Source organism: Betaproteobacteria bacterium (assembly GCA_016720855.1).
Lineage (GTDB): Bacteria > Pseudomonadota > Gammaproteobacteria > Burkholderiales > Usitatibacteraceae > FEB-7.
Genome location: JADKJU010000002.1, coordinates 781231 through 806390, shown reverse-complemented (window position 1 = coordinate 806390; position 25160 = coordinate 781231). Strand labels below are relative to the sequence as shown.

Annotated in this window: 26 protein-coding genes and 1 riboswitch; of the genes, 20 read left to right on the top strand and 6 right to left on the bottom strand. The window is 68.1% G+C overall.

Annotated elements, in window-relative coordinates:
- Window positions 1-63: 63 nt before the first annotated feature.
- The 8 genes from gap (at window position 64) to IPP91_10920 (ending at window position 8370) form a co-directional block, all read left to right on the top strand.
- Window positions 64-1077, top strand: a complete 1014-nt coding sequence (gene gap / locus IPP91_10955) for a type I glyceraldehyde-3-phosphate dehydrogenase (GenBank protein MBL0142590.1) — start codon at window positions 64-66, stop codon at window positions 1075-1077.
- A gap of 17 nt (window positions 1078-1094) precedes the next feature.
- Complete coding sequence (locus IPP91_10950) at window positions 1095-2276, top strand: phosphoglycerate kinase (GenBank protein MBL0142589.1); 1182 nt, start codon at window positions 1095-1097, stop codon at window positions 2274-2276.
- A 58-nt stretch (window positions 2277-2334) separates the two neighbouring features.
- Window positions 2335-3765, top strand: a complete 1431-nt coding sequence (gene pyk, locus IPP91_10945; protein ID MBL0142588.1) for a pyruvate kinase — start codon at window positions 2335-2337, stop codon at window positions 3763-3765.
- A 72-nt stretch (window positions 3766-3837) separates the two neighbouring features.
- Complete coding sequence (locus IPP91_10940; GenBank protein MBL0142587.1) at window positions 3838-4902, top strand: fructose-bisphosphate aldolase class II; 1065 nt, start codon at window positions 3838-3840, stop codon at window positions 4900-4902.
- A 5-nt stretch (window positions 4903-4907) separates the two neighbouring features.
- The gene (locus IPP91_10935) at window positions 4908-5783 is read left to right on the top strand and encodes a phosphoribosylaminoimidazolesuccinocarboxamide synthase (GenBank protein MBL0142586.1); all 876 of its coding nucleotides are present in this window, start codon (window positions 4908-4910) and stop codon (window positions 5781-5783) included.
- Window positions 5780-6382 carry an HAD-IA family hydrolase gene (locus IPP91_10930; protein MBL0142585.1) on the top strand — a complete coding sequence of 201 codons (603 nt, stop codon included), beginning with the start codon at window positions 5780-5782 and terminating at the stop codon, window positions 6380-6382. The genes IPP91_10935 and IPP91_10930 overlap by 4 nt, the downstream gene beginning before the upstream one ends.
- A 93-nt stretch (window positions 6383-6475) precedes the next feature.
- Window positions 6476-7222: a TerC family protein gene (locus IPP91_10925; protein MBL0142584.1), complete on the top strand. Its 747-nt coding sequence runs from the start codon at window positions 6476-6478 to the stop codon at window positions 7220-7222.
- Window positions 7223-7239: 17 nt separating this feature from the next.
- On the top strand, window positions 7240-8370 hold the full coding sequence (locus IPP91_10920; GenBank protein ID MBL0142583.1) for a M20 family metallopeptidase: 1131 nt from the start codon (window positions 7240-7242) through the stop codon (window positions 8368-8370).
- A gap of 19 nt (window positions 8371-8389) precedes the next feature.
- Here the strand turns inward: IPP91_10920 and IPP91_10915 are convergent, their stop codons facing one another.
- From IPP91_10915 to IPP91_10890, 6 genes are all read right to left on the bottom strand, one after another.
- Window positions 8390-9910: a TrkH family potassium uptake protein gene (locus IPP91_10915; protein ID MBL0142582.1), complete on the bottom strand. Its 1521-nt coding sequence runs from the start codon at window positions 9908-9910 to the stop codon at window positions 8390-8392.
- Window positions 9911-9913: 3 nt separating this feature from the next.
- Window positions 9914-11290 carry a Trk system potassium transporter TrkA gene (gene trkA, locus IPP91_10910; GenBank protein MBL0142581.1) on the bottom strand — a complete coding sequence of 459 codons (1377 nt, stop codon included), beginning with the start codon at window positions 11288-11290 and terminating at the stop codon, window positions 9914-9916.
- Between the two features lie 72 nt (window positions 11291-11362).
- Window positions 11363-12166, bottom strand: coding sequence for a sulfite exporter TauE/SafE family protein (locus IPP91_10905; GenBank protein MBL0142580.1), 804 nt, complete (start codon window positions 12164-12166; stop codon window positions 11363-11365).
- Entirely contained in the window at window positions 12156-12626 is a 471-nt protein-coding gene (locus tag IPP91_10900) for an EVE domain-containing protein (protein ID MBL0142579.1), read from the bottom strand. The genes IPP91_10905 and IPP91_10900 overlap by 11 nt, the downstream gene beginning before the upstream one ends.
- A 366-nt stretch (window positions 12627-12992) precedes the next feature.
- Window positions 12993-13331 carry a cell division protein ZapA gene (locus tag IPP91_10895; protein MBL0142578.1) on the bottom strand — a complete coding sequence of 113 codons (339 nt, stop codon included), beginning with the start codon at window positions 13329-13331 and terminating at the stop codon, window positions 12993-12995.
- Window positions 13328-13528, bottom strand: coding sequence for a hypothetical protein (locus IPP91_10890; GenBank protein MBL0142577.1), 201 nt, complete (start codon window positions 13526-13528; stop codon window positions 13328-13330). Before IPP91_10890 ends, IPP91_10895 begins: the two co-directional genes overlap by 4 nt.
- Before the next feature lie 102 nt (window positions 13529-13630).
- A riboswitch (cobalamin riboswitch) is annotated at window positions 13631-13799 on the top strand.
- Window positions 13800-13863: 64 nt separating this feature from the next.
- On the opposite strand from IPP91_10890, the gene IPP91_10885 reads away from it, so the two are divergent.
- From IPP91_10885 to IPP91_10830, 12 genes are all read left to right on the top strand, one after another.
- Window positions 13864-15714, top strand: coding sequence for a TonB-dependent receptor (locus IPP91_10885; protein MBL0142576.1), 1851 nt, complete (start codon window positions 13864-13866; stop codon window positions 15712-15714).
- 60 nt (window positions 15715-15774) lie between these two features.
- On the top strand, window positions 15775-16851 hold the full coding sequence (rfaQ, locus tag IPP91_10880; GenBank protein ID MBL0142575.1) for a putative lipopolysaccharide heptosyltransferase III: 1077 nt from the start codon (window positions 15775-15777) through the stop codon (window positions 16849-16851).
- Window positions 16746-18011, top strand: a complete 1266-nt coding sequence (locus tag IPP91_10875; protein ID MBL0142574.1) for a glycosyltransferase family 4 protein — start codon at window positions 16746-16748, stop codon at window positions 18009-18011. Before rfaQ ends, IPP91_10875 begins: the two co-directional genes overlap by 106 nt.
- 7 nt (window positions 18012-18018) lie before the next feature.
- Window positions 18019-19767, top strand: a complete 1749-nt coding sequence (msbA, locus tag IPP91_10870) for a lipid A export permease/ATP-binding protein MsbA (GenBank protein ID MBL0142573.1) — start codon at window positions 18019-18021, stop codon at window positions 19765-19767.
- Window positions 19768-19770: 3 nt separating this feature from the next.
- The gene (locus IPP91_10865) at window positions 19771-20883 is read left to right on the top strand and encodes a glycosyltransferase family 4 protein (protein MBL0142572.1); all 1113 of its coding nucleotides are present in this window, start codon (window positions 19771-19773) and stop codon (window positions 20881-20883) included.
- Between the two features lie 32 nt (window positions 20884-20915).
- Window positions 20916-21473, top strand: coding sequence for a methyltransferase domain-containing protein (locus IPP91_10860; protein ID MBL0142571.1), 558 nt, complete (start codon window positions 20916-20918; stop codon window positions 21471-21473).
- Between the two features lie 11 nt (window positions 21474-21484).
- Window positions 21485-22594 carry a glycosyltransferase family 9 protein gene (locus IPP91_10855; GenBank protein ID MBL0142570.1) on the top strand — a complete coding sequence of 370 codons (1110 nt, stop codon included), beginning with the start codon at window positions 21485-21487 and terminating at the stop codon, window positions 22592-22594.
- 33 nt (window positions 22595-22627) lie between these two features.
- Window positions 22628-23476 carry a glycosyltransferase family 2 protein gene (locus tag IPP91_10850; protein ID MBL0142569.1) on the top strand — a complete coding sequence of 283 codons (849 nt, stop codon included), beginning with the start codon at window positions 22628-22630 and terminating at the stop codon, window positions 23474-23476.
- A gap of 143 nt (window positions 23477-23619) precedes the next feature.
- Entirely contained in the window at window positions 23620-23784 is a 165-nt protein-coding gene (locus tag IPP91_10845) for a hypothetical protein (protein ID MBL0142568.1), read from the top strand.
- A 73-nt stretch (window positions 23785-23857) separates the two neighbouring features.
- Window positions 23858-24031 carry a hypothetical protein gene (locus IPP91_10840; GenBank protein ID MBL0142567.1) on the top strand — a complete coding sequence of 58 codons (174 nt, stop codon included), beginning with the start codon at window positions 23858-23860 and terminating at the stop codon, window positions 24029-24031.
- A gap of 29 nt (window positions 24032-24060) precedes the next feature.
- Window positions 24061-24264 carry a hypothetical protein gene (locus tag IPP91_10835; protein MBL0142566.1) on the top strand — a complete coding sequence of 68 codons (204 nt, stop codon included), beginning with the start codon at window positions 24061-24063 and terminating at the stop codon, window positions 24262-24264.
- Between the two features lie 62 nt (window positions 24265-24326).
- Complete coding sequence (locus IPP91_10830; GenBank protein MBL0142565.1) at window positions 24327-25142, top strand: CPBP family intramembrane metalloprotease; 816 nt, start codon at window positions 24327-24329, stop codon at window positions 25140-25142.
- The last annotated feature ends 18 nt before the right edge of the window (window positions 25143-25160 follow it).

Here is a 25160-nt window from a genome sequence, read left to right as displayed (position 1 = left end):
GCGCTCCGGCCTTTGGCTTAAAATAGCGCTTTCCCCGCACCTTTCCGCCTCGGAGCCCCCAACATGACTATCCGCGTCGCCATCAATGGCTACGGCCGCATCGGCCGCAACATCCTCCGCGCCCACTATGAGGACGGCAAGAAGCACGACATCGTCATCGTCGCGGTGAACGACCTCGGCAACGCCGAGACCAACGCCCACCTCACCCGCTACGACACCGCCCATGGCAAGTTCCCGGGGACGGTGACGGTCGATGGCGACCACATGGTCGTGAACGGCGACCGCATTCGCGTGCTGGCCAACCGCGACCCGTCGCAGTTGCCGTGGGGCGAGCTTAAGGTGGACGTCGTGCTCGAGTGCACGGGCTTCTTCAACACGAAGGAGAAAGCCGGCGCGCACCTCAAGGGCGGAGCGAAGAAGGTGATCATTTCCGCGCCCGGCGGCAAGGACGTCGATGCAACCGTCGTCTATGGCGTGAACCAGGGCGTGCTGAAGGCCTCGCACACCGTGATCTCCAACGCCTCCTGCACCACCAACTGCCTGGCCCCCATGGTGAAGCCGCTGAACGACAGGATCGGCCTGGTGAACGGCCTCATGACCACGATCCACGCCTACACCAATGACCAGGTGCTCACCGACGTGTACCACGAGGACCTGCGCCGCGCCCGCTCGGCCACCATGTCGATGATCCCGACCAAGACCGGCGCCGCGGCCGCCGTGGGCCTGGTGCTCCCGGAACTCAACGGCAAGCTCGACGGCTACGCGATTCGCGTGCCCACCATCAACGTGTCCCTCGTCGACCTCTCCTTCATCGCCGCGCGCGACACCACCGTCGACGAGGTGAACGCGATCATGAAGGAGGCCTCCGGGTCGGCCGCGCTCAAGGGCATCCTCAACTACAACACGGGCCCGCTGGTGTCGATAGACTTCAACCACGACCCCGCCTCCTCCACGTTCGACGCGACGCTCACCAAGGTCTCCGGCCGACTCGTGAAGGTGAGCTCCTGGTACGACAACGAGTGGGGCTTCAGCAATCGCATGCTGGACACCACCATCGCCCTGATGGCTGCGAAGTAGCCGCCCGAGGCGAAGCCATGAAAGTCCTCAAGCTCGCCGATCTCGACCTCGAGGGCAAGCGCGTGTTCATCCGTGCGGACCTGAACGTGCCGCAGGCCGGCGACGGATCGATCACCGACGACACGCGCATCCGCGCTTCCGTGGCGGGCATCCGCCTGGCGCTCGACAAGGGCGCCGCGGTGATGGTGACCTCGCACCTCGGGCGCCCCACGGAAGGCACGCTCGCGCCGGCCGATTCCCTGGCTCCCGTGGCCCGGCGACTGGCGCAACTGCTGGGCCGCGACGTGCCCCTGGTGCGCGACTGGGTGGACGGGGTGGCGGTCGAGCCGGGCCAGGTGGTGATGCTCGAGAACTGCCGCGTGAACAAGGGCGAGAAGAAGAACGACGAGGCGCTCGCGCGCAAGATGGCGGCGCTCTGCGACGTGTACGCGAACGACGCCTTCGGAACCGCCCACCGCGCCGAAGCCACGACGCACGGCATCGCGAAATTCGCCAAGGTAGCCTGCGCGGGGCCGCTGCTCGCGGCGGAACTGGAAGCGCTGGGACGCGCGCTCGCGAACCCGAAGCGCCCGCTGGTGGCGATCGTGGCCGGCTCGAAGGTCTCGACCAAGCTCACCATCCTGAAGAGCCTTTCCGCCAGGGTTGACCAGCTGATCGTGGGCGGCGGCATTGCCAACACCTTCATGCTGGCCGCCGGCCTGCCCGTCGGAAAATCGCTCTGCGAAGCTGGCCTCGCGCCCGAGGCGAAGGAGATCCTGGTGATGATGGAGGCGCGCGGCGCGCGCGTGCCCGTGCCCACCGACGCGGTGTGCGCGAAGGCGTTCGCCGCCGATTCGCCCGCCACGGTCAAGGCCGCGAAGGACGTGGGCGACGACGACCTGATCCTCGACATCGGTCCGCAGACGGCCATGCGCTACGCGCAGATCGTGAAGACCGCCGGCACCATCGTGTGGAACGGCCCGGTGGGCGTGTTCGAGTTCGAGCAATTCGGCGGCGGCACGAAGGCGCTGGCCGAAGCCATCGCGCAATCGCCCGCCTTCTCCATCGCGGGCGGTGGCGACACGCTCGCGGCCATCGCCAAGTACGGCGTCACCGACAGGATCGGCTACATCTCCACGGGAGGCGGCGCATTCCTCGAGTTCCTCGAGGGCAAGGTGCTTCCGGCCGTCGAGATCCTGGAATCGCGAGCCGACGGATAGGCCCGATTCCTGCTACGGGGTAGCATCGAAACCAACAACCAAGGGGAGCCCCGGAAGAATGCGAAACACCAAGATCGTGGCCACGCTCGGGCCCGCCTCGAGCGACCCGGCTGTGCTCGAGCGCATGATGCGCGCCGGCGTGGACGTGGTGCGCCTCAACTTCTCGCACGGCACCTCCGCGGACCACGAGGCGCGCGCGCAGATGGTGCGCGAGGTCTGCCGCAAGGTCGGGCGCACGGTGGGCATCATGGCCGACCTCCAGGGACCCAAGATCCGCGTCGGCAAGTTCAAGGAGGGGAGAATCTCCCTCAAGCCCGGGCAGGCGTTCATCCTCGATGCCGAGTGCGAGCTGGGCGACGACACGCGCGCCGGCCTGGACTACAAGGAGCTGCCGCGCGACGTGAAGGTGGGCGACGTGCTGCTCCTCGACGACGGGAAGATCGTCCTCGACGTGAAGGAAGTCCAGGGGAGCGAGATCCGCACCGTCACCCGCCATGGCGGCGCCTTGTCCAACAACAAGGGCATCAACCGCCAGGGCGGCGGGCTCACCGCGCCGGCGCTCACGCCCAAGGACATCGAGGACATCCGCACGGCCGCGCGCCTCAAGGTGGACTACCTTGCGGTCTCGTTCCCGAAGAGCGGCGCCGACATGTACATGGCCGGGGAGCTGCTGCGCGCCGGCGGCGGCCACGGCCTCCTGATCGCCAAGATCGAGCGCGCCGAGGCGATCCCCGCCCTCGACGACATCATGCGGGCAAGCGACGGCATCATGGTGGCCCGGGGCGACCTCGCCGTGGAAGTGGGCGACGCCTCGGTGCCTTCGCTGCAGAAGCGCATGATCCGGCAGGCCAGGGAGCTCAACAAGCTCACGATCACCGCCACGCAGATGATGGAATCGATGATCTCCTCGCCCGTTCCCACGCGCGCGGAAGTGTCCGATGTGGCCAACGCCGTCCTCGACGGCACGGACGCGGTGATGCTCTCGGCCGAAAGCGCCTCGGGCCAGTACCCCGTCGAGACGATCGAGGCCATGAGCCGCATCTGCGTCGAGGCCGAGAAGTCGCAGACCGTGACGCTCGACAAGGAATTCCTGGACCGCGTCTTCCAGCGCGTCGATCAGTCGATCGCCATGGCCGCGCTCTTCACCGCCTTCCACCTGAAGGTGAAGGCGATCGCCTCCCTCACGGAATCGGGTTCGACCGCGCTGTGGATGAGCCGCCTGAACTGCGGCGTTCCCATCTACGCCCTCACCTCGCAGACCTCGACCCGCTACCGCACCACGCTGTTCCGCGGCGTCTTTCCCCTCATCGTTCGCTACATCGGCCACGACCGGGAGGAGCTGCTCACGGAAGCCGAGGCGGTGCTCGTGCAGAGCGGTGCCGTGAAGGAAGGCGATCTCATCGTCCTCACCATCGGCGAGCCCATCGGGAAGTCCGGGGGGACGAACACGATGAAGATCGTCCGCGTCGGAGAGCAACACGGTTCCTGAATGCAATCGCCGTAAAATGATCCCATCTTGCCGGCCGCTCGCCGGCACCCGCTGACAGACCCCGGAGGAACCATGGCACTCGTATCGATGCGTCAACTGCTGGACCACGCGGCCGAGAACGGCTACGGCCTTCCCGCCTTCAACGTGAACAACCTGGAGCAGGTGCAGGCGATCATGGAGGCGGCCGCCGAGACCGACAGCCCGGTGATCATGCAGGCCTCCGCCGGCGCGCGGAAATACGCCGGCGAGACTTTCCTCAAGTACCTGATCGAGGCGGCCGTCGCGACCTATCCCAACACACCCGTCGCCATGCACCAGGACCACGGCCAGTCGCCGGCGGTGTGCGAAGGCGCCATCAAGCTGGGCTTCTCCAGCGTGATGATGGACGGCTCGCTGCAGGCCGACGGCAAGTCGATCGCCTCCTACGAATACAACGTGGATGTGACGAAACAGGTGGTCGACATGGCGCACCGCCTCGGCGTCTCCGTCGAGGGCGAGTTGGGCTGCCTGGGGTCGCTCGAGACGATGATGGGCGACAAGGAGGACGGGCACGGCGCCGAGGGCAAGATGACGCGCGAGATGCTCCTCACCGACCCCGAGCAGGCCGCCGACTTCGTGAAGAAGACCGGCGTGGACGCGCTCGCCATCGCCATCGGCACTTCGCACGGCGCCTACAAGTTCACGAGGAAGCCCACCGGCGACATCCTCGCCATCGACCGCATCAAGGCGATCCATGCGCGCATCCCGAACACGCACCTGGTGATGCACGGCTCCTCGAGCGTGCCGCAGGACCTGCTGCAGATCATCCGCGACAACGGCGGCGAGATGAAGGAAACCTACGGCGTGCCCGTCGAGGAAATCCAGGAGGGCATCAAGCACGGCGTGCGCAAGGTGAACATCGACACCGACATCCGTCTCGCGATGACCGCCGCGGTGCGCAAGTACCTCAACGCGAACAAGAGCGCCTTCGATCCGCGCGACTTCCTGAAGCCCGCACGCGCGGCCGCGAAGGAGATCTGCAGGCAGCGCTACCAGCAGTTCGGCTGCGCCGGCCAGGGCTCGAAGCTCGCGCCCGTCACGCTGGAGAAGATGGCGGCTCGCTATGCGAAGGGCGAGCTGAAGGCGGTCGTCGTCTGACACCCATGGACGTCTTCGAATCCAGCCTGGAGTCGCTGCCGCTCATCGCGCGCGGGAAGGTGCGTGACATCTACGCCGTAGGCGACGACAGGATGCTGCTCCTGGCGAGCGACCGCCTTTCCGCCTACGACGTGGTGATGCCCACGCCCATCCCCGAAAAGGGCCGTGTCCTCACGGAGGTGGCGAACTTCTGGTTCGCGAAGCTCGCCGGCGTCGTGCCGAATCACCTGACCGGCATCGACCCGGAAAGCGTCGTGGCGCCGCAGGAGCGCGAGCAGGTGCGCGGCCGCTCGATCGTGGTGAAGAAGCTCAAGCCCCTGCCGGTGGAAGCGGTCGTTCGCGGCTACCTCGAGGGCTCGGGGTGGAAGGAGTACCGGGAATCGCAGAGTGTGTGCGGCATCAAGCTGCCGCCGGGACTCGAGCGCGCCTCCAAGCTGCCGCAGCCCATCTTCACCCCGGCCACCAAGGCCGAGGCCGGGATGCACGACGAGAACATCACGTTCGAGCGAATGGCGCAGATCGTGGGGGAAGCGCGCGCGAAGGAAGTGCGCGACGTCGCGATCAGGCTCTACACGACGGCGGCCGAGTTCGCGCTCACGAAGGGCATCATCATCGCCGACACCAAGTTCGAGTTCGGCACGGACGCGGGCGGAACGCTGCACCTCATCGACGAGATCCTCACGCCGGACTCCTCCCGTTTCTGGCCGCTCGCGACGTACAAGGTGGGAGAGAGCCCGGAGAGCTTCGACAAGCAGTACGTGCGCAACTGGCTCGATTCGATCGGCTTCGCGAGGAAGCCCCCGGCGCCGCAAGTGCCGCGCGAGGTGGCGCTGAAGACCTCGGAGAAGTACCAGGAGGCGCTCAAGCGGCTCTGCGCATGAGACGGGCCGTCCTCCTCGACATGGGGGGCGTACTCGTGGAGCTGGGCGGCGAGCGGCCCTTCCTCGAGCTGATGGGCGGCAACCTCACCGCCGCGGAGATGTGGCGGCGCTGGCTCGCCTCCCCGGCGGTCCGCGCCCACGAGACGGGCCGCATGGAAACGGGCGAGTTCACCCGCGCCGCCGTGCGCGAATTCGGGCTTTCGGTCACCCCCGAGGAGTTCCTCGTGCATTTCAGGGGGTGGCTCCGTGGCCCCTACGACGGGGCACACGAGCTCCTCGACGAACTCGCCGCGCGCCACGACACGGCCATCCTCACCAACATCAGTGGCGTGCATTGGCCCATCGCGGCCTCCTACGGCCTGTTCGAGCGCGTCGGGCGAGTCATCGCCTCGCACCACGTGGGCGAGATCAAGCCCGACCGGGCCTTCTTCGAGCTGGCGCTCGCCGAGCTGCGCATCGGCGCGGACGCGGCCGTATTCTTCGACGACAACGCCGTCAACGTGGAAGGGGCGCGGTCCTGCGGGATCGAGGCCTACGTCGTCCGCGGCGTCGAAGAGACGCGCGCAAAGCTCGCCGACATGGACTTGCTTTCCCGCTGAGCTCGCGTTGCGGCGTCCGGACCCGGGAAGGCCAGGTCCGGACCGGCCGCGCCTGCGTGAGAGAATGCGCGCTGGCTCACTCCTTCCCCCGCCATGGAATTCTTCACCTTCGCCTGGGTCACCGACCCGCAGATCTGGCTCTCCCTCGTCACGCTCTCCGCCCTCGAGATCGTGCTGGGCATCGACAACCTCGTCTTCATCGCGATCCTCACCGGGCGGCTCCCGGAGCACCAGCGCTCGCTGGGCCGCAAGGTGGGGCTTTCGCTGGCGCTCCTCACGCGGCTCCTGCTGCTCGCCACGCTCGCCTGGATCGTGGGCCTCACGCAGCCCGTCTTCACGGTGGCCGGAAAGGACTTCTCCTGGCGCGACATCATCCTCGTCGCGGGTGGGCTCTTCCTCCTCTACAAGGCGACCGTCGAGATTCACGAGATGGTCGAGAAGGAGGAGGGCGCGCCTGACACGCCCCACGGCGCCACCGGCGTCACGTTCCGGGGCGTGGTGATCCAGGTCGCGATCATCGACATCATCTTCTCGCTCGATTCCGTGATCACCGCGGTGGGCATGGCCGACAAGCTGTGGGTGATGGTGGCGGCGGTGGTGTTTGCCATGATCATCATGATCATCGCCTCGGACCCGCTGGCGAACTTCGTCTCCGCCTACCCGACGGTGAAGATGCTGGCGCTTTCCTTCCTGCTCCTCATCGGCGTCGTCCTCATCGCCGACGGCTTCGGCATGCACATGCCCAAGGCCTACATCTACTTCGCGCTCGCCTTCTCGGTTGCCGTGGAGACGCTCAATCACTGGGCCCGGCGCCGTCGCAGGCGGCTGAAGGGCGCCTGAACGGCGAGGAGGCACGAATGAAGACCCGAATCGATTCGAGGGCGCTCACGAAGGCACTGCTCGCCTTCAACACCATCAACCCGCCGGGCATGGAACGCGCGTGCGCGCGCCACCTCGGTGCGATTCTCGAGTCGGCGGGGTTCCGCACCGGGTACCACGAGTTCGCCGAGGCGCGCACGAGCCTGGTGGCGGAAATCGGCGGCGACCCGGACCGGCCGCCCATCTGCTTCACGGGCCACATCGACACCGTGCCGCTGGGCGCGAAGGCGTGGACGAAGGATGCTTTCGCCGGCGAGACCGACGGCGACCGCCTCTACGGGCGCGGTTCCACGGACATGAAGAGCGGCATCGCCGCGTTTGTCGCGGCGGCCGTCGAGCTGGCGCCCCTGCTCGCGAAGGGGCCGGGCGTCGTGCTCGTCATCACCGCGGGCGAGGAGATCGGCTGCGAGGGCGCGAAATACCTCACGGATGCGAAGCTGCTCGGCCGCGCGGGCGCCATCGTCGTGGCCGAGCCGACCTCCAACTATCCGTACGTGGGGCACAAGGGCCTGGTGTGGTTCGAGATCGAGACCACGGGCGTGACGGCCCACGGCTCGATGCCCGAGGTGGGCGACAACGCGATCAACAAGATGGCCCGCGTGATCGGCGACCTCGAGCATTTCAGCTTTCCCGTCGAGTCCCATCCGGTGATGGGCAACCCGACCCTGAACGTGGGCACCATCCGCGGCGGCCTCAACACGAACTCCGTGCCCGACTCGGCAAAGATCACGGTGGACATCCGCACCGTGCCGGGAATCGACCACGGCCACCTGTGCCACTCGCTCTCGCACCTGCTGGGCCCGCGCGGCGCAACGGTCAAGCCCATCGTGGACACGCCCTCGCTCTACACCGAGCCCGGGAACGCCTGGGTGCAGGAAGTCTTCGAGGTGTGCGCGCCGTTCCTCGACGGGCGCCCGACGCCCAGGACGATCACGTTCTCCACGGACGGCGCCGATCTGAAGCGCGGCTATGGCGGCCCGCCCGCGGTGATCCTGGGGCCGGGCGAGCCGAAGCTCGCGCACCAGACGGACGAGTGGTGCTCGATGTCCCGCATCGAGCAGTCGGTGGACGTCTTCGCCACCCTCATGCGCCGCTGGTGCGGCGCCTAGGTTCCCGCGCAGCCGCCGGCTACTTGCGCCAGAACGCCGGCGTGAAGAGCACGAGCATCGTGAAGAGCTCGAGGCGGCCGAGCAGCATCGTCATCGTGCAGACCCAGGTCTGGAAGTCGGTCAGCACCGCGTAGGTCGTGGACGGCCCAACGGCCCCCAGGCCCGGGCCCATGTTGTTGATGCAGGCGAGCACGGCCGTGATGGCCGTGAGGGGGTCCAGGTCGGTCGCGATCAGCAGCATCGTCATCACGATCACGGTCCCGCCGTACATGAGCATGAAGGCGAGCACGGCGAAGATCACGTTGTTCCCGATCACCTGCTCGCCGAATTTCACCGGCAGCACCGCGCGCGGGTGGATGATGCGCGTCATCTCGCGGATCGCCTGCTTGAAGAGCACGACGGCGCGGACCATCTTGATCCCGCCGCCCGTGGAGCCGGAGCTGGTCGCGAAGCACGACAGGAAGATCATCCACAGGGGCGCGAACACCGGCCACTGCGCGAAGTCCACCGAGGAGAACCCCGTCGTCGAGGCGATCGACACCACGTTGAACGAGGCGTGCCGGAACGCGGTCGCGAAGTCCGGATAGGTGCCCTTCGCCACGAGGAAGGCAGCGATGCCCAGGGACGAGCCGACCATCCAGACAATCACCCGGCGCGCTTCGGCGTCCCGGGCGTAGGGTCGGAACGAGCGCCTTCGCACGACGAGGAAGTGCGTCGCGAAATTGAGGCTCGCCGCGAGCATGAAGAGCGTGGTCACCGCCTCGATGGCCGGCGAGTTGAAGAACGCGAAGCTCGCGTCATGCGACGAGAACCCGCCCAACCCCATCGTCGAGAAGGCGTGGATCACGGCATCGATCCAGGTCATCCCGGCCAGGTGGAAGGACACCATGCAGACCGCGGTGACGGCGGAGTACACCCCCCACAGGCCCTTGGCGGTGTCGCCGATGCGCGGCGTGAGCTTGGTGTCCTTCATGCAGCCCGGGCTTTCGGCCTTGAAGAGCTGGCTGCCGCCCACGCCCAGCAGCGGCAGGATGGCGACCGCGAGCACGATGATGCCCATGCCGCCGATCCAGACGAGGAGCGTGCGCCAGATGTTCACCGAGGGCTCCAGCGTGTCCAGGCCCGCGAGCACCGTGGCGCCCGAGGTGGTCATGCCCGACACGGCCTCGAAATACGCGTCGGTAAAGCTCGTCCCAGGAATCGCCAGCAGGAGCGGAATGGTGGCGAACGCGGGCACCACGGTCCACACCAGCGACACGAGCAGGAAGCCGTCGCGCGGCTGCAGCTCGCGACGGTGGCGCCCGCGCGTGGCGAAGAACGTGAAGAGCCCCGTGACGAAAGTGACCAGGAAGCCGGTCTCGTAGGCGGCATGCGCGCCGTCTTCGAGGACCATCGAGAAGGCGAGCGGCACCAGGAATGCCGGCGAGAAAAGCAGCGCGGCGCCCGCGAGCACGTGCAGCACCGGGAAATAGCGCAGCACCGCACCCAAGGCACGGCCGCCCTCCGGGGCCGGTCGCGCCGACGGTATCGGGCGGCTCATCGCCTAGAAGAATCCCACCGAGACCTCGAACAGCTTCTCGATCTTCGGAATCATGCGCTTCTGGGTGAGGAAGATGAGCACGTGGTCGTCGGGTTCGATGATGTGCTCGTCGTCCTCGGCGACGATGACCCTGTCGCCGCGGATGATCCCGACGATCGTGGCCCCGGGAGGCAGGCTGATCTCGCGGATGCGCCGGCCGACCACGCGCGAAGTCTTGCGGTCGCCGTGGGCGATGAGCTCGAGCGCCTCCGCGCGCCCACGGCGCACGCTGTGCACGGCCACCACGTCGCCGCGGCGCACGTGTTCGAGAAGGCTGCCAAGAGTCGCCTGGGCGGGCGAGATGGCGATGTCGATCTGCCCGCCCTGCATGAGGTCGCCGTAGGCACGGCGGTTGATTAGCGCGATCACGCGCCGCGCGCCCATGCGCTTGGCGAGGAGGGCCGACATGATGTTCGCCTCGTCGTCGTTGGTCACGGAGACGAACAGGTCGGTCTCGTCCACGTTCTCGTCGCCCAGCAGGTCCTCGTTGCTCACGTCGCCGTTGAGCACCAGGGCGCCGGAGAGCTGCCCGGCCAGGAACTCGCAGCGCCGCTTCGAGGCCTCGATCACCTTCACGTTCATCCGCCCCTCGATGGCGCGCGCCAGGCGCAGGCCGATGTTGCCGCCGCCCGCGATGATGACGCGGCGCACCGGCCGGTCCATCTTGCGCAGCTCGGTCATCACCTCGCGGATCTCCTTCGCGTCGGCGAGGATGAAGACCTCGTCGCCCGAGTGCACCACCGTCTCGGGCGTGAGGACGAGCGGCCGGTCGTTGCGGTAGATTGCAGCCACCTTCGCGTCGATGTCCGGCAGGAGCGTCTCCAGGTCGCGCAGCGGGTGACCCACGAGGGTGCCGCCCTGGAAGGTGCGCACCGCGACCAGGTCCACCTTGCCGCCTGCGAACTCAACCACCTCGAGGGCCTCCGGAAACTCGATCAGCCGCTCGATGTACTCGGTCACGATCTGCTCCGGGCAGATGGCGTGGTCCACGGAAAAGCAGTCGCCCTCGAGCAGCTCCGGGTGGCGCTCGAACCAGGTGGAGCGGATGCGTGCGATGCGCGTCGGGATGTTGAAGATCGCATGCGCCACCTTGCAGGCCACGAGGTTCGTCTCGTCGCTCGCGGTCACCGCGAAGAGCATGTCCGTATCCGCGGCCCCGGCGTCGGCGAGGATCTCCGGATGCGCGGCGTTGCCGACGACCGTCCTCAGGTCGAACTGGCCCTGCAGGTCCTTCAGTCGCTCGGCGCTGGTGTCCACGACCGTCACGTCGTTCTTCTCGGAAACCAGGCTCTCGGCCACGCTGGCACCGACCTGGCCGGCGCCGAGGATGAGGATCTTCAAGGGGAAATGGGCTCTTTGCGGGCTGGCTGCGCGAATCTTACGCCGGGTCGGGACAGTGCGCTGCCGGGGCGGTCACAGGGAGGAGATCAGCTTGATCGCGAGGGCCAGCAGGAAGACGGCGAAGACCTTCTTCAGGATCGGGACCGGCAATCGATGCGCGAGCCGCGCGCCCACCGGCGCCATGAACACGCTCGTGACCGAAATCCCCAGCAGCGCCGGCATGTACACATAGCCCACCGTCCAGGGCGGCAGCGCAGGCACGGTGAAACCGGCGACCATGTAGCCGACCGTGCCCGCGACAGCCACCACGAAGCTGATCGCGGCCGAGGTGCCGATCGCCGCCTTGAAGGGCACGCCCCACGAGTTCATGAACGGCAGCGAGATCATCGCGCCGCCGACCCCCGCCAGGCCCGAGAGGCCGCCGATGAGCGCCCCGACCCCGAAGAGGCCCCGGGCGCCGGGGATCGGCCGCGCGGACACGGGCTTCATCCCGAAGAGGATCTGCGTGGTGACGTAGAGCACGAAGGCGAGGAAGAAGTACTTGAGGAACGCGACAGGCGCCACCCGCGCGATGGCCCCTGCCGCAAGCCCGGCCGCCGCGATGCCCGGCGCAAGCCCCTTCACGATGTCGCCGCGCACCGCGCCGTGCGCGTGGTGCGCGCGGGCCCCGGAGGCCGTGGCGAGCAGGATCGCCGCGAGCGAGGTTCCGAGCGCGATGTGCATCACCTGGTCGGGCGCGAAGCCGAACGCGACGAACACCAGGCCCAGGATCGGCACGATCATCGATCCGCCGCCGATGCCGAGCAGCCCCGAGAAGAAGCCGACGAAGACGCCGAGCGCGGCGTAGATCAGCCAGGTGAGCGCTTCACCGGGCATCGTGCGCGAGGAGCATGGTGACGATCGCCCATTCGTCGGGGGTGACCGGGGTGATCGAGAGGCGGTTGCCGCGGCGCAGCACCACCATGTCCGCGAGGTCGGGGCGACCGCGCAGTTCCCCGAGCGAAACCAGGCGCGTCTTCTTCACGAGCTTCACGTCCACGAGCACCCAGCGCGGATTCTCGCGCGTGGACTTGGGGTCGTGGTACGGGCTCTTGCGGTCGAACTGCGATTCGTCGGGATACGGGCCGCTCGACACACGGGCCAGCCCCGCGATGCCCGGCACTTCGCAGCTCGAATGGTAGAAGAGCACGCCATCGCCCACGCGCATCGAGTCGCGCATGAAGTTTCGGGCCTGATAGCTCCTCACGCCGAACCACGGCGTGGTCTTCTTCGGCGCGCGGACAAGGTCGTCGATCGAGAACTCATCCGGCTCGGACTTCATGAGCCAATGGGACATTCGCAAAGGCAATGCGGTCAGGTTGCTTCAACTCGTCGTTCGGCGAGACCGGGGCCGGTGGCGAAAGGCAATGGGGTCAGGTTGCTTCACTCATCGCCCCGCGAGGCCGAGGCTCGTGGCGTGTGCAAAGCAACCTGACCCCATTCCCCCTGATCTCATTTCCTGCGGTGTTCGCCCGGGCTGCACTCGAACCCAAGGGTCCAAGGCGGTCGCCTACCGAGTGCCGCAGGTACATCCGCATGGGACGCGCACAATAGCACTCATGGGGCGGGCGTCCATGCTTACCAATTTATCGGCTCGAAGATGTAAGCCCGGACGAACACCGCAGGAAACCCGGCAGGCCGGTCACGCGGCGTTTTTGCGCCGCTAGAAGAGCTTGTCCTGGTCGACGGCGAGCGCCGAATCCAGCGTCTCCTGCATCAAGGCGATTCTACGCCGAAAGTCCGCACCGTCAACGGAAGACGTCGCCTTGGCCGGCTTGTGCGCGAGGAACTCGTGCGCGATGTTGAGCGCCGCCATGATCGCGATGCGCTCGTTTCCGGTGATTCTGCCGGTGTCGCGCAGCGCCCGCATGCGATCGTTCAGGAAATCGACGGAGGACTGCAGCTGCTTTTCCTCGCCCTCCGGGCAGGCCACGCGAAACTCGCGCCCCAGGATCTGGATCGTGAGCCCCTTGTCGCGGGCCTTCGCTTCGTCGGCGCTCACGGTTCGGACTCGGGAATCTGCTTGAGCAGCGCCTCGATGCGCACTTTCGCCGCGGCAAGCTTCTCCGTCAGGCGCACGTTTTCATCGGCGCGGGCGGCCAGTTGCTGGCGAAGATCGCGCCCTTCTTCCCGCAACTGCTTCAGTTGCGCGACAGTCTGTTCGACCTTGGCTTCGAGGGCGGAAAGCTCGGAATCCATGTGCGAACCCTATTGGAAAAATGGTTCCAAGTCAATGTGTAAGCCCTTATTTTGAAAGTGGTTTCGAATGTAACCGTAGGCGCCGATCCGGCTCCCGGCGTATCATGGCCACTGCCCTCGGGTGTACGGGAAGCCGGTGAAATGCCGGCGCTGCCCCCGCAACGGTAAGTCAGTGTGGACCCCCTCCCAGCCACTGCGGCCTTCACGGCCGCGGGAAGGCGGTGGTCAAGTCTGGCGAGCCCGGAGACCGGCCCGATGGCAAAGGACCCCGTTAACGGGTGGATCAACATTGCGAGCCTGCGGGGACGCTACGCTCGCGAACTGAAGGAATCCCCATGAAAGCCCAGCTACTCGCCGGCCTTGCCGTCGCGATGGCCTTTGGCGCCCACGCCCAGCAGGCGGCTCCAACGCAAGCACTCACGCTCGCATTCCAGCCGCTCGATTCGATCGTCATCACCGCCACCCGCACCCCGCAACGCGCCGGCGACGCCCTGCGCGACATCGAGGTGATCACGCGCGATGACATCGACCGCGCCGGCCCCGTGACCGTTGCCGAGCTGCTGCAACGCCAGGCCCTCGTCGAATACCGCGGCACCGGCGGCCCGGGCCAGCCAGCCGGCCTCTTCCTGCGGGGCGCCAACGCCGGGCAGACGCTCGTGCTGATCGACGGCCTGCGCGTCGGATCGGCCACGGTGGGCACGACCTCCATCGAGAACATCCCGCTCGACCTCATCGAGCGCATCGAGGTGGTGAAGGGCCCGCTCTCCAGCCTTTACGGAGCCGACGCGATCGGGGGCGTCGTGCAGATCTTCACGCGCGCCTCGACGAAACCGCGCCTCTTCGCCGCCGCGGGCTACGGCACCAATTCGGACGGGCGTCTCTCGGGAGGCTTCACGGCGACCGAGGGCGCGACCACCGTCTCGTTCTCGGCGGGAGGCCGCTCCGTGGATGCGCCCAGCGCGACCAACGACCGCGCCTGGTGTCACGACCCCGACCGCGACCCCTACAGCAACGGGTTCGCGAACCTGCGGATCGTGAACCGGCTCACGGCGACCGAGACGCTCTCCTTCAACGGCTTCGCGAGCCAGGGACGCACGCGCTTCGACGGCTGCCCCGATGCGCAGGGCCAGTTCGCCAGCGACCGCAACGTGCAGACGCTCGCCGGCGCGAGCGTGAGCTCCGGGATGGCCTACACCCCGTGGTGGACCAGCCGCCTCACGTTCGGCGAGGGCAGCGACAAGTTCTCCATCGAGGGTTTCGATCCAGCCAACTTCGAGACCCGGCAGGACCAGGCCTCCTGGGTGAACGAGTTCGCCACGCCGGCCGGTACTTTGATCGCCGCGATGGAGGGGCTGCGCCAGCGCGTCATCTCCTCGAGCACCTTCACGCAGACGCACCGCGAAACCAGGTCCGCGTGGGTGGCGCTCAACGAATCGTGGCAGGGCCAGCGGCTGGAAGCCTCCGTTCGCCACGACGACGACGACCAGTTCGGCGGGCGCACCACGGGCGCGGTGAGCCTGGGGTCGGCGTGGCAGGGCGTGGGCCTCGTCACGACGACTTTCGGCCGCGGCTTTCGCGCGCCGACCTTCTTCGACCTGTACGCCCCATCGTCCGACTACTACGTGCCCAATCCCGACCTGCGGCCGGAGACCAGCAAGAGCCTGGAGATCGGCATACGCAGCGAGGCGAAGTCGGCCCTGGGCTGGCGGCTCACGTGGTTCGACAACCGCATCGAGGACCTCATCACCTACGTCTATCCGACGATGCAGAACGTGCAAAACGCGCGCACGAAGGGCATCGAGGCCGTCGTCGAGGGCGAGGTCATGGGCACGCGCGTGAAGGCCATGGCCGCGTTCCAGAAGCCGCGCAACGAAGACACCGGCGCCCAGCTCCCGGGCCGCGCCGAGCGCTTCGGGCGCCTGGAGGCCTCACGCTCGATGGGGTCCTGGTACGTTGCCGGCGGCGTCACCGCAAGCAGCGAAAGGTACGACTCGACCGACGAGGCGCCGGCCTCGCGTCTGCCCGGCTACGGCATCGCCGACGCGACCTTGCGCTACTCGGCCGACAAGAACTGGACGCTCGAGCTGGTCGCCTCGAACCTTTTCGACAAGCGATACGAGAACACGGTGGGGTACGACGCGCCGCGACGCGCCATCATGCTCAACTTCCGCTACGAGGCCTTCTGAGCGCCCGGTCGCCGGGGATCCGCCTTCCCCGGGCCGGGGCCGGCTGCTAATCTGGCACCCATGGTCCCCGACCCGATCGGCATCGACTCCCTGCGGCGCGCTCTGGTGGTGAAGCTTCGCCACCACGGCGACGTGCTGCTCGCCTCCCCCGTCCTGCGCGTCCTGGCGGCGCGCGCGCCGCAAGCCGAGATCGATGCCCTGGTGTATGCCGACACGCGCGACATGCTGACGGGGCATCCGGCGGTCTCGCGCATCCACACGATCGACCGCGAATGGAAGCGCCAGGGGCTCCTCCTGCAGGCTCGGCGGGAGGCCGCCCTTCTTTCGCAGCTTCGCGAGCGCCGCTACCAGCTCATCATCCACCTCACTGACCACTGGCGTGGCGCCTGGCTCGTGCAATTGCTGCGCCCGCGCTGGTCGGTCGCGCCTGCGCGCGCGGGCTGGCTGTGGAACACCTGCTTTTCGCATCGCTATGCGCTCCCCAGGGCGACGCCCCGGCACACGGTGGAATCGAACCTCGATGCCTTGCGCCGCATGGGGGTGTACCCCGGGGAGGACGAGAAGCGCCTGGTCATGGTGCCCGGGCCCGAGGCAGAGGCCAGGGTGGATGCCCTCCTCGCGCATCACGGCCTGGCGCACAAGGGTTTCCTGCACATCCACCCCACCTCGCGCTGGCTCTTCAAGGCCTGGACCGACGAGCGCAACGCCGAACTCCTGCAGCGCCTCGTGCGGGACGGCCATCGCCTCGCGCTCACTGGCGCCCCCACCGCGCGAGAGCAGGCCATCGTGAAGCGGATCCTCGATCGCGCCGGCGTGGCCGTGACGGACCTGTCGGGGCAGCTCACCCTGCGCGAGATGGGCGCGCTCGCGGCCCGCGCGCGGCTCTTCGTCGGCGTGGACTCCGCGCCCATGCACATCGCCGCGGCAATGGGCACGCCGGTGGTCGCGCTCTTCGGCCCCAGCGGCGAGCACCAGTGGGGTCCGTGGATGGTGCCGCATCGCGTCGTCGAGAGCGGGCACTCCTGCCGGCCATGCGGCAACGACGGGTGCGGAGGCAGCAAGGTGAGCGAGTGCCTCACGCAATTGCCGGTCGATCGGGTGCACTCGGCGATCAACGAGCTCCTCGCGCAGCCGTGAGCCCGACGACCCGGGGGCGAGGCGCGAGCGGCCCCCGCGTGGCGCTGGTGCGCAGCCGCTTCGACGCGTTTGGCGGCGCCGAGCGCTTCGTGCAGTCGGCCATCGCCGCGCTCGGTGCGCAGGGCGCCTGCCTCACGCTCGTCACGCGCCGCTGGCCCGACAGCGACGGCAGCGCCATCGTCCTCGACCCGTTCTTCCTCGGCAGCCTCTGGCGCGATCGCGGTTTTGCGCGCGCCGTGTGCGCGGAGCTGGCCAGGCGCCGCTTCGACCTCGTGCAGTCCCACGAGCGCATCGCCTGCTGCGACGTTTACCGCGCCGGCGACGGCGTGCACGCCGAGTGGCTGGCGCAGCGCGCGCGAATCCAGTCGCCCCTGGCGCGCCTGGCCACCTCGCTCTCCGCGCACCACCGCTACCTGCTCGCCGCCGAACGCGAGCTCTTCGCTTCCCCGCGCCTGAAGGCCGTGATCTGCAATTCGGAGATGGTGCGCGAGGAGATCGCGAAGCGCTTCCCGACGCCGGCGGAAACACTCGTCCTCATCCGCAATTGCGTGGACGGCGCGCGCTTTCACCCCGGCCTGCGGCAGGAATTCGGCTCCGCCGTCCGCCAGCAGGTCGGCATCCCGCACGACGCGGCGGTATTCGCCTTCGTGGGTTCCGGGTTCGAGCGCAAGGGCTTGGGCCCGTTCCTCTCGGCCCTTGCCCGGCGGCGGGACCCGGCCTGGGCGATCGTCGCGGGCAAGGACAAGCATGCCGCGCGGTACCGTTCGCTCGCTACGCGGCTGGGCATCGCCGCGCGGGTGCGATTCGTGGGAGGCGTGTCGGACGTGCGCCCGTACCTCGCGGCCGCGGACGCCTTCGTGCTGCCGACGCTCTACGACCCGTTTCCCAACGCCGCGCTCGAGGCGATGGCGGCCGGCCTGCCCCTGGTGACGAGCACGAAGTGCGGCGCGGCGGAAATCGTCCGCGAGGGCGAGACCGGGTTCGTGCGCGACGCGCTGGACGTGGAGGGGCTGGCGCTCTGCCTCGACCGCCTCGATCCGGCGACGGCCCGGCGCCTGGGTTCGGCCGCCCGCGACGCCGTGGCGCCGTTCACCCCCGAGGCGATGGGCCGCGAGTACCTCGCCCTCTATGAAAGGCTCCTGGCGGGCAAACTGGGATAATGCCGCCATGACCGCCACGCAGCCCGACGGCCGCACGCTTTACGCCCGGCTCCTCAAGCACGTGTGGCCCTACCGGGCCGCGCTCTTCGGCGCCATCGCGGCCATGATCGTGGGCGGGCTCTCCGACGCCGCGCTCGTGAAGCTCACGGGCCCGATGGTGAACGAGCTGTTCGTGAACCGAAACCGCGACCTGGCGATCCTCCTGCCGCTGGCCGTGGTCGCCGTCTTCCTGGTGAGCGGTCTCGCGAGCTTTTCCTCCGGGTACCTCATCCAGTGGGTGAACAACAAGGTCATCCTCGACCTGCGCGCCGCGATGTTCGCCAACGTGCTGCGGCTTCCGCCGGCGTTCTTCGACGAGGTCACCACCGCGCGCCTGGTCTCGCGGTTCACGCACGACGTGACGCAGATCGCCTCGGCCTCCACCAGCGTGCTGGCAACCCTGGTGCGCGACACGATCACCATCATCGCGCTGCTCGCGATCCTGCTCTGGTCCAACTGGCGGCTCACGCTCATCACCTTCGCGGTGGTGCCGCCGGTCCTTCTCGCCGTGCGCTACTTCAGCAAGCGCCTGCGGGACATGAGCCGCGCGAGCCAGAAGGCCATCGGCGGCGTGGCCGAGGTGCTGGACGAATCGATCAGCAACCAGCGCGTGGTGCGCGTCTTCGGCGGCCAGGCCTACGAGCGCGAGCGCTTCGACAAGGCCGCGCAGCTGATCCGCCGCTTCAACATGAAGCAGTCCGCGGCCGCGGCGGCCACGGTGCCGATCTCGCAGTTCTTCCTCTCCATCGCGGTGGCCGTCATCATCTACCTCGCCGCCGGCCAGGCGTTCGAGGGAAAAACGGACATCGGCCACTTCGTCGAGTTCCTCGCCGCCACCGGCATGCTGCTGCAGCCCCTGAAGCGACTGACCGGCGTGAACGAGCACCTGCAGCGCGGGCTCGCCGCGTGCGAGAGCGTCTTCGGCCTGGTGGACGAAAAGCCCGAGGAAGATCGCGGCACCGTGGTCCTGGGCCGCGCCGAGGGCGCCGTGCGCTTCGAGGGCGTCTCGCTCACCTACCGCACGGGCACGCACCCGGCGATCGACGGCATCACGCTGGACATCCGCCCCGGCGAGACGGTCGCTCTGGTGGGGGCGTCGGGCAGCGGCAAGTCGAGCCTCGTGCACCTGCTGCCGCGCTTCTATCACCCGACGGCCGGGCGCATCACGCTGGACGGGCATCCGCTCGAGGCGCTCACCCTCGAGAGCCTGAGGCAACAGATCGCGCTCGTGTCGCAGCAGGTGGTGCTCTTCAACGACACCGTCGCGGCCAACATCGCCTACGGGCAGCGCGAGAGCGCGGCCGAGGCCGACATCGTGCGCGCCGCCGAGGCCGCGCACGCCATGGAATTCATCCGCGAGCTGCCGCAGGGGCTCGCCACTCAGATTGGCGAGAACGGCGCCAAGCTCTCCGGGGGGCAGCGCCAGCGGATCGCGATCGCGCGCGCGATCCTGAAGGACGCGCCGATCCTGCTGCTCGACGAAGCCACCTCCGCGCTCGACACCGAAAGCGAGCGCGCCGTGCAGGCGGCCCTGGAGACGCTGATGCAGGGGCGCACCACGATCGTGATCGCGCACCGCCTGTCCACCGTCGAGAACGCCGACCGGATCGTGGTCCTCGCGCAGGGGCGCATCGTCGAGGAAGGCGCGCACGCCGACCTCATCGCGGCCGGCGGCATCTACGCGGGATTGCACCGCCTCCAGTTCGCCGGGGCGTAGCGCTTGGGCGCCGACAAGCTCCGCATCCTGCACACCGAGTCCTCGCTCGGCTGGGGTGGGCAGGAGATCCGCGTGCTCACCGAGGCGCGCGGCGTTGCCCGGCTCGGCCACGAGGTGGCGATCGCGGCGCCGGCGCAGTCGCGCATTCTCAGGCAGGCGCCGGAGTACGGCGTCGAGGCGATCGCGATACCCATCGCCCGGAAGTCCGTTGCGGGGCTGCGCGGCATGATGGGGCTCGTGCGCAACCGCGGCTTCGACGTGATCAACACGCACAGTTCCACCGACAGCTGGCTCGCCGCAGTCGCGACCTGCTGCCTGCAACGGGCGCCGCCGATCGTGCGGACCCGGCACATTTCCGCGCCCGTGCCGCGCAACTTCGCAAACCGCTGGCTCTTCCGGGATGCGACGCAAAGCATCGTGACCACCGGCGAGCGCCTTCGCCTCCAGGTGATCGAGGAGACCGGCGTGAACCCGGATCGCGTGGTGTCCATTCCCACCGGCATCGACCTGGAGCGCTTCACCCCCGGCGACGCGGCCCGCGCGCGATCTTGCCTCGGCCTCGATCCGGAGGGCGTACTGATCGGGATCGTCGCCACGCTGCGCAGCTGGAAGGGCCATCGTTACCTCCTCGAGGCGTTCGCGGGCCTTGCCGACCGCACGGCACGCCTCGTCGTGGTGGGCGACGGGCCGCAGCGCGAGGCGCTCGAAGCCCAGGCGAAGGCATTGGCCATCGCCGGGCGCGTGCGCTTCGCGGGGAACCAGGCCGACGTGGCGCCGTGGATGCGCGCCCTCGACCTCTTCTGCCTGCCCTCCTACGCCAACGAGGGCGTGCCGCAGGCGCTCATGCAGGCGATGGCCTGCGGGCTTGCGGTCGTGACCACGCCCGTGGGCAGCATCGGCGAGATCGTGCAGGACGGCGACACCGGCCGCCTCGTCGCCCCGCAGGACGCCGCCGCGCTCCGGACGGCGATCGAGACCCTGCTTGCCGACGCGGGCCTTCGCCGCGAGCTCGGCTCCCGCGCCCGCGACGCGGCGCTGCGGCGCTTCGGCGACGAGCGTATGGTGGCGCGGATGCTCGACGTATTCACGGTGGCCGCCCGGTCGGCGCGGCGCTGATGCGCGACAGGGATCCCGAGGAAGAACGGACGATGGACACGGCGCAGATGACGGAGTACGCGAAGGGGCGCAAGTGCCTCGACGTGGGATGCGGTCGGGACAAGATCCCGGGCTCGACGGGGATCGACATCGCGGTGGCGAGCGAGGCCGACGTGCGGCACGACCTGGGCATCTTTCCCTACCCGGTCGCGAGCGACGCCTACGACGCGATCTTCTGCCGCAACGTGATCGAGCACGTGCCGGACGTGGTGAAGCTCATGGAGGAGATCCACCGCGCGGGCAAGCCCGGCGCGGAGGTCTTCATCACCACGCCGCATTTCTCGAGCGTCTATTCGTACCAGGATCCCACGCACGTCCGCCATCTCTCGTTCGAGTCGCTCGACTACTTCACCACGGACACGCGGCACTCCAATTTCTACACCGACCGCCGCTTCGAGATGGTGTCGCGCGAATTGGACTTCGGGAAGTCCTTCCCGCTCTCGTTCGTCGCGAAAGGGCTTTTCGCCCTGTCCCCGCGCCGCTACGAGAAACACTTCGCGTTCATGTTCCCGGCCAACAGCCTCTTCTTCCGCCTGCGGGTGGTGAAGTAGGCGCCGGCGCCGTGTCTTCGCGGTCGCGCACCTGGCTCGCGATCTACGCGCGGGCCCTGCGGAACACGGTGCTGCCGGGACCGGCCGGCGCGCAGCCGCCTCGCCGCATCCTCCTGCCGCACCACTCGCTTCTGGGCGACACGATCCTGCTTACCGCCTGCGCCGCGAAACTGCGCGCGCTCTACCCGGCGGCCGAGATCGTGCACGTGATGCCCCGCGCGTTCACGCCGCTATTCGCGAGCCGGCCCTTTGGCGTGGACGCAGTGGGATGGAGTGTGCGCGACCCGGCAAGCCTCCAAGCCCTGTGGCGGCTGGGGTCCTTCGACCTCGCCCTCATCAACGGCGACTCGCGATTCAGCTGGCTCGCCCGCGCCATCGGCGCACGGCGAATCGCGGCATTCGCCGGCGACCGGCCCGCGTACAAGAGCTGGCCCGTCACCGACTCGCTTCCCATGCCGGACGAACCGATGTCCTGGTCCGATCTCGTCACGACCCTCGTGCCGGGACCGCCGCCGCCGCCCTACGCGCGCGGGCACTGGCAAGCCCCGCCGTTCCGTCCCTACGAGCGGCCCGCCGGATGCTACGCCGTGCTGCATGTCGGAGCGAGCACGATGCACAAGACCTGGCCTGCGGCACAGTGGGCCGGCGTTGCGGCTGCGCTCGAGGCGCGCGCGATCACCCCGTGCTGGAGCGCGGGGCCGGGCGAGGAGGCCCTGGTCGCCGCCATCCCCGGAAGCTCGCGTCAGCGCAACTTCGCCGGGCTCCTCGACCTGCCGCAGCTCTGGGACTTCCTCGCGAACGCGAGCCTCGTCGTGACGGGGGACACGAGCGTCGCGCACATCAGCCGCGCGGCCTTTGCGCCGACCGTGGTTCTGTACGGGCCGAGCGGCCGCGTCCTGGGCGGACCGGGCCGGTTCTGGGCGAACTGCCCCGGCGCCAGCGTCTCGATCGACCCCTTCCCCTGCCGCGACCAGGACTTGCTTTTCAAGCGCCACGTCACCTGGGTCAGACGCTGCACGCGCGGGGTCTCCGAGTGCCCCGTGCCCCGCTGCATGCAGGAGATTTCCGTGCAGTCGGTCCTCGCGGCCGTGGATGAGACCCTTGCGCAATGCGCCCCCTGACGCCATGACGCGATTGCGTCCCGCGCCGCGCGCATGAGTCCGGACATGACACCCGCTTCGCTTTCGATCGCGATCGTCACTTACGCGCCCGACGAACGCCTGCTCGCGCGGACGCTGGCGAGCACGGCCGATGCGATCGCCCTTGCCCGCGAGCGCGGTTCGCTGGGCGCCACGCGGCTCCAGATCGTCGATAACGGCCCCGAGGGACTCGCGCCGATGCTGGCGATACTGGGGGAGGCTGCGCTCGCCCGCGCGCAGGGCACGACGCTGGAAGTGATCTCCGGCCATGGCAACGTGGGCTTCGGGCGCGGCCACAACCTCGCCATCGCGGCATCGACGGCCGACTTCCATCTCGTCCTGAACCCCGACGTGGAGCTGGATCGCGATGCGCTGGACGCGGCCCTTCGCTACCTGGACGCGCATCCCGAGGTGGGCGCCCTCACGCCTTCGGTGCACGGAGCCGACGGGAAGCGCGAGTACCTGGTGAAGACCTATCCCTCGCCCGGCGTTCTCTTCGTCCGGGGATTCGTGCCGCGGTTCCTGCACGGGCTGTTCCGCGAATCGCTCGATGTCTACGAGCTGAGGCACCTCGACTGGGAGAAGGAACAGTCACCGGTGACGATCGCGAGCGGGTGCTTCCTCTGCTGCCGCAGCGCGGCGCTGAACGCGGTGAAGGGATTCGACCCAGGCTACTTCCTCTACTTCGAGGATTTCGACCTGACCTTGAGGCTGTCGAAAGTGAGCACCGTGGCGTACTGCCCGCAGGTGAGGATCGTGCACCACGGGGGCCAGGCCGCCTCGAAGGGGCTCAAGCACATTGCGTGGTTCGTGAAGTCGGCGCGGCGGTTCTTCGCCACGCACGGCCGGGCGCCCGGCGCCTAGGACATTCCGGCACGATTTCCGGACCCCGTGAAATCGCGCATTTTGTTTCCGGGATTCTCGCGCGCGCAGGCTCGAACGCGCCTCCAGCATGGGCTCCAATCCAGTCGCGCTCCGGCGCTGGCTGGCAGACCCGGGAGGAGCCCATGAAAGAGTTGAGCGAACGCGAAGTCCTCGCCATTGCCGGCGGCCAGCCGCCCGGCGCAGCGCTCGACGAAGTGCTGTACCGCGCGCCCGCGGAACCGCTTCGCGATCCCATGGAATTCGCCGACCTCGCGGCCGACGGGCACCCCAGGGCCGCGTCCGATTGACCCGAGCGCCGCGCCTGTCCGGTCGCCGTGCGCGGCGTCGTCGTTCCCGCGACCACATTCCAAGGAGAGCACCATGAAAGACATCCTGCAGACGGATGTTCCTGAAGTCTCGGGCGGTTACTCGCCCGACGGAGACGGTTTCCCGCAGTTTCCCTGTCCCGTCGAATACCCACAAAATCCCGTGGGGCCGTTTCCCGAACCGCTGCCCAGTCCGATCGACCCGCAGCCTTTCATGCCCGTGAAGTGAAGCACACGACCAACCCTAAGGAGACAGCCATGAACAAATCCGATGTTTCGAAGACCCTCGACAAGAACGAACTTGACACGACGCAGGTGGAGGAGGTGGCGGGGGGCGTCAATTTCTGCACCGCCGAGGAGTACCTGACGCTCACCGAATCCTTCAAGTCGGCGTACGAAAATCTCGTCGACTTCACGTCGCATGTGATCGAGCGCATCGCCGGGGGAAGCGGAACCGCCTGAACGCTCGACAAACCCAAAGGGCTGCGCGATCGCAGCCCTTCCTTGCAAGGTCTTCCATACCGATGGCCACCGGCTTTCGAATCGCCTTCCTGGTACTCGCGGTCGAGTTCTTCTCGATGCTGGCCGCCTCGTTCGCTGTCGCGAGACTTTCCTGGCCGCGCGAGTCGTTTGATTTTCTCGGACAAGCCATCGCATGCGGGGCAGGGGCATTGCTCCTGGTGGCCGTTGGTCCGTTGCGCAGGTTCTGCACCGGCGAGTTGGCACGCGCGCTCCCGCGAGGAGCGGGGCGAGAGCTGGTCCTCGTCCCGGCGGCAAAGGTCGCCATTCCGTTTGCAGTCATCGGTGCCATGGTCCTTTGGGCATTCTCGATTGGAGAGCCCGGAAGGCTCGCGTTCGATCTCAACCACGTCGATCCGGTCAAGGCACGGGACTGGGCGCTGTCACCTCTCGGCCTGATCCGGATGCTCGTCTTCTCCTGGGTCGTTGGGCCCATCATCGAGGAACTGGTCTTTCGCGGATTCATCTACCGCGCGTGGGAACGGCAATGGGGCTGGATTCCGTCGCTCCTGCTCACGTCGGCTCTCTTCAGCATTTGCCATCCCAATTTCATCGCATCGTCCTTCCTGGGTTCGGTTGTCTACATCTGCGTGCTGCGGCGCACGGGGACGCTCCGCGCAAGCATCCTGGTCCACGCCGCGTTCAACGTCCTGGTGTCGTGGCCCCTCATGGGGCAGGTCATCCTCACGCCACCAGTCGCCGATCCAGCCCGTCTTTCCAGTTGGGCCATTTCGGTTGCTTGCCTCGCGTTCGTCGTTGTCGCCCTTCCGGCCTATCTCTGGATGTCGCGCACGGACGTGAGAAACGCAGACGGCCGGTAGCCTCAAGTCACGTACGTG

Coding starts and splice junctions, on each gene's coding strand:
- IPP91_10930 (MBL0142585.1), top strand. CDS start 5,780: ATGAGACGGGCCGTCCTCCTCGACATGGGGGGCGTACTCGTGGAGCTG.
- IPP91_10835 (MBL0142566.1), top strand. CDS start 24,061: ATGAACAAATCCGATGTTTCGAAGACCCTCGACAAGAACGAACTTGAC.
- IPP91_10850 (MBL0142569.1), top strand. CDS start 22,628: ATGAGTCCGGACATGACACCCGCTTCGCTTTCGATCGCGATCGTCACT.
- IPP91_10845 (MBL0142568.1), top strand. CDS start 23,620: ATGAAAGAGTTGAGCGAACGCGAAGTCCTCGCCATTGCCGGCGGCCAG.
- IPP91_10890 (MBL0142577.1), bottom strand. CDS start 13,528: ATGGATTCCGAGCTTTCCGCCCTCGAAGCCAAGGTCGAACAGACTGTC.
- IPP91_10875 (MBL0142574.1), top strand. CDS start 16,746: ATGCGGCAACGACGGGTGCGGAGGCAGCAAGGTGAGCGAGTGCCTCAC.
- IPP91_10840 (MBL0142567.1), top strand. CDS start 23,858: ATGAAAGACATCCTGCAGACGGATGTTCCTGAAGTCTCGGGCGGTTAC.
- IPP91_10900 (MBL0142579.1), bottom strand. CDS start 12,626: ATGTCCCATTGGCTCATGAAGTCCGAGCCGGATGAGTTCTCGATCGAC.
- pyk (MBL0142588.1), top strand. CDS start 2,335: ATGCGAAACACCAAGATCGTGGCCACGCTCGGGCCCGCCTCGAGCGAC.
- IPP91_10905 (MBL0142580.1), bottom strand. CDS start 12,166: ATGCCCGGTGAAGCGCTCACCTGGCTGATCTACGCCGCGCTCGGCGTC.
- rfaQ (MBL0142575.1), top strand. CDS start 15,775: ATGGTCCCCGACCCGATCGGCATCGACTCCCTGCGGCGCGCTCTGGTG.
- IPP91_10830 (MBL0142565.1), top strand. CDS start 24,327: ATGGCCACCGGCTTTCGAATCGCCTTCCTGGTACTCGCGGTCGAGTTC.
- IPP91_10935 (MBL0142586.1), top strand. CDS start 4,908: ATGGACGTCTTCGAATCCAGCCTGGAGTCGCTGCCGCTCATCGCGCGC.
- IPP91_10950 (MBL0142589.1), top strand. CDS start 1,095: ATGAAAGTCCTCAAGCTCGCCGATCTCGACCTCGAGGGCAAGCGCGTG.
- IPP91_10925 (MBL0142584.1), top strand. CDS start 6,476: ATGGAATTCTTCACCTTCGCCTGGGTCACCGACCCGCAGATCTGGCTC.
- IPP91_10940 (MBL0142587.1), top strand. CDS start 3,838: ATGGCACTCGTATCGATGCGTCAACTGCTGGACCACGCGGCCGAGAAC.
- msbA (MBL0142573.1), top strand. CDS start 18,019: ATGACCGCCACGCAGCCCGACGGCCGCACGCTTTACGCCCGGCTCCTC.
- IPP91_10885 (MBL0142576.1), top strand. CDS start 13,864: ATGAAAGCCCAGCTACTCGCCGGCCTTGCCGTCGCGATGGCCTTTGGC.
- IPP91_10860 (MBL0142571.1), top strand. CDS start 20,916: ATGGACACGGCGCAGATGACGGAGTACGCGAAGGGGCGCAAGTGCCTC.
- IPP91_10920 (MBL0142583.1), top strand. CDS start 7,240: ATGAAGACCCGAATCGATTCGAGGGCGCTCACGAAGGCACTGCTCGCC.
- IPP91_10915 (MBL0142582.1), bottom strand. CDS start 9,910: ATGAGCCGCCCGATACCGTCGGCGCGACCGGCCCCGGAGGGCGGCCGT.
- gap (MBL0142590.1), top strand. CDS start 64: ATGACTATCCGCGTCGCCATCAATGGCTACGGCCGCATCGGCCGCAAC.